This window comes from Saccharopolyspora sp., from assembly GCF_017434145.1.
Lineage (GTDB): Bacteria > Actinomycetota > Actinomycetes > Mycobacteriales > Pseudonocardiaceae > Saccharopolyspora_C > Saccharopolyspora_C galaxeae.
In genome coordinates this window covers 1-2,380 of record NZ_JAFRFW010000684.1, presented here as the reverse complement: position 1 = coordinate 2,380, position 2,380 = coordinate 1, and the positions used below count along the sequence as shown (strand labels likewise).

The 2,380-nt window shown below is 70.6% G+C and carries 3 protein-coding genes and 1 pseudogene; 2 read left to right on the top strand and 2 right to left on the bottom strand.

What is annotated here, in order from left to right:
• Positions 1–424 (top strand): annotated as a pseudogene (locus IJH84_RS18740) (class I SAM-dependent methyltransferase); the annotation flags it as partial.
• Here the strand turns inward: IJH84_RS18740 and IJH84_RS18735 are convergent.
• Positions 411–884: a nitroreductase/quinone reductase family protein gene (locus IJH84_RS18735; RefSeq protein ID WP_295146805.1), complete on the bottom strand. Its 474-nt coding sequence runs from the start codon at positions 882–884 to the stop codon at positions 411–413. The pseudogene IJH84_RS18740 and the gene IJH84_RS18735 sit on opposite strands and share 14 nt — an antisense overlap.
• 157 nt (positions 885–1,041) lie before the next feature.
• Here IJH84_RS18735 and IJH84_RS18730 point away from each other — a divergent pair, with 157 nt between their 5' ends.
• Positions 1,042–1,632, top strand: a complete 591-nt coding sequence (locus tag IJH84_RS18730) for a TIGR03086 family metal-binding protein (protein WP_295146803.1) — start codon at positions 1,042–1,044, stop codon at positions 1,630–1,632.
• A gap of 156 nt (positions 1,633–1,788) precedes the next feature.
• Here IJH84_RS18730 and IJH84_RS18725 read toward each other — a convergent pair.
• Positions 1,789–2,380: OPT/YSL family transporter (locus tag IJH84_RS18725; RefSeq protein WP_295146801.1), on the bottom strand; the 592-nt coding region annotated here is incomplete at its 5' end.

Here is a 2,380-nt window from a genome sequence, read left to right as displayed (position 1 = left end):
GGAGCCGGGCGCGAGCACGGTCGGCAGCTGCCTCGGCGCGAGCTTCGCGTTCGGCGGCTACCGGCAGGCGCTGGAGTGGCTGGCGGGCGCGCTGGCCGATGGCGGCAGGCTCGCGATCGGCGAGCTGCATTCGCTGGACGACTCCGCCGGCGACGAGTTGCCCTCGCTGTCCGAGCTGGTGCACATCGCCGAGGAACTCGACTTCGAGGTCACCGGGCTCGTCTCGGCCAGCACCGACGATTGGGACCGCTACGAGTCGCAGCACTGGAAGAACGTGCTCGACTGGGCGAAGCGCAACCCGGAGCATCCGGAGCGGGATTCGGTGCTGGCCGATTCGCGGCGATTCCGCAACGACTACCTGAGCCACCGCGGCGAGCTGGGCTGGACGATCGTGCTCGGCGCCAAGAAGGTCAGCGCGGGCTGAGCACGAACACCCGCAGCTCGCGGTGCGGCGCGCGAGCCGCGTAGTCGTCGTAGGCCGGCCAGGCCGCGGTGATCACGCCGCGCCACAGGCGCTCGCGCTCCGCGCCGGTGATCAGCCTGGCGCGCACCGGGATTTCCCGCGTGTCCACGCGCACGCTCGCCTCCGGATTCGCCAGCAGGTTCGCCGACCAGCCGGGGTGCTTCTCGCCGCCCCAGTTCGAGCCGATCAGCACGAACTCGTCGCCGTGCGGCACGTACTGCAGCGGCACCTGCCGGACCTTCCCGCTGCGGCGGCCGGTGGTGCTCAGCACCAGCGACGACTGCCCCGCCAGCTTCGCCAGGCTGACCCGCCCGCCGGTGCGCTGCTGCATCGCGAGGTCGAGCGGCACCAGCTTCTTCCCCAGCGCGGCGAACCACGGTTGCCTGCCGAGCTTCCGGGCCACTTTGGACATCGGCTTCATGCCGACCACTGTCCCATGTCCCGAATGCGAACTGCGCCGGGTAGTGCCGACGGTGGGCGATCCGATTCGGCCCGTGATCGCGCGGCGGCTGCGCCCGACGCACGCGGACGTTCCGGTACCGTTCGGCCAACTCACCGGCCCTTGTGGAGGGACTCTGATGACAGCGGTGCCCGTCGAAGACCTCAGAGCCGTCCTCGGCACCGTCGCCGACCTGATCGACGGCGTCGGACCGGGCGAGTGGAACAACCCCACGCCCTGCCCGGAGTGGGAGGTCCGCGACTTGGTCAACCACATGGTCCTCGGGCACCGCTTGTTCACCGGCATCCTGCGCGGTGAGGCGACCGTTGCGCCTGGTGCCTTGGACCCTGCGGCAGCCGACCTGCTCAGCGACGACCCCGCGGCCTCCTACCGGGCCGCCGCCGAGGGCCTGCTGCTCGCGTTCGGTCAGCCCGGCGTGCTTGAGCAGGACTTCCACGTCCCGGTCGGTCGGGTGCCCGGTTTCGCCGCCGTACACCTGCGTGCCGTCGAGGAACTCGCGCACGGTTGGGATCTTGCGCAGGCGACGGATCAGCAGCCGCGGTTTCCCGACGCCGTCGTGGAACGGCAACTGGAGTTCACTCGCGACAAGCTCGCTGACGTCCCGCCGGACCAGAGCCCGTTCGCGCCACCACAACCGGTCCCCGAGCACAGCCCGCCGCTGGACAGGCTCGCTGCGCTCCTCGGCCGCGCCACCCGCCCAGACCGGTGAACACCGCACCGCGCTCGCACCCCCGCAATGCGGCCCGAAGGGCAATCGGTATCGACCGCAAGCTCACCGTGCCCAGCGCGCGACTCCTGCCGGGCTGAGCCCGGCGCACGGGCTACGAGTCCTCAATGGACAGCGGGTTTCTGCCGGGCCCGCGGGCTATTCCTCCTTGCGCGCGGTGCGGTACAGCCACACCACGAAGAACAGGAACGCCGCGATCCCCAACGTGTTCGTGAGAACGGTGAACGCACCCTCGGACATCCCGAGCGCCGACGGCGCGATCGCGAACACGTCCGAACTCTGCGCGATGGCGAACGGAATGGCGAGCACGATGCCCACCAGCGCCTCACCGGTGATCAGCCCGGAGGCGAACAGGACTCCCGGACCGTTGTCCGCGCCACGCTTGCGGCGAGCGACGAGATGGGCGATCACGCCGCCCACGAAGATCGGAACCGACAGCTCCAGCGGCAGGTACAATCCGACGGCGACGGCGAGCACCGGCATCCGGAACGGCACCTCGCGGCGCTGGAGAACCTGGTCGGCCACGATCAGCAGCACGGCGAGCACGCCGCCCGCACCGATCATCGCCCACGGCAGCCCACCGCCGAACACGCCCTCGCCGATGGAACTCATCAGCGCCGCCTGCGGCGCCTGCAACGCTTGCGACGGGTCCATGCCGGATCGCGGGAACGAGTTGCCCATCCCGTAGGCCGCGTAGAGCACCGACAGGATCGGCGCGATGCACAGCGCG

Coding starts and splice junctions, on each gene's coding strand:
- IJH84_RS18735 (WP_295146805.1), bottom strand. CDS start 884: ATGAAGCCGATGTCCAAAGTGGCCCGGAAGCTCGGCAGGCAACCGTGG.
- IJH84_RS18730 (WP_295146803.1), top strand. CDS start 1,042: ATGACAGCGGTGCCCGTCGAAGACCTCAGAGCCGTCCTCGGCACCGTC.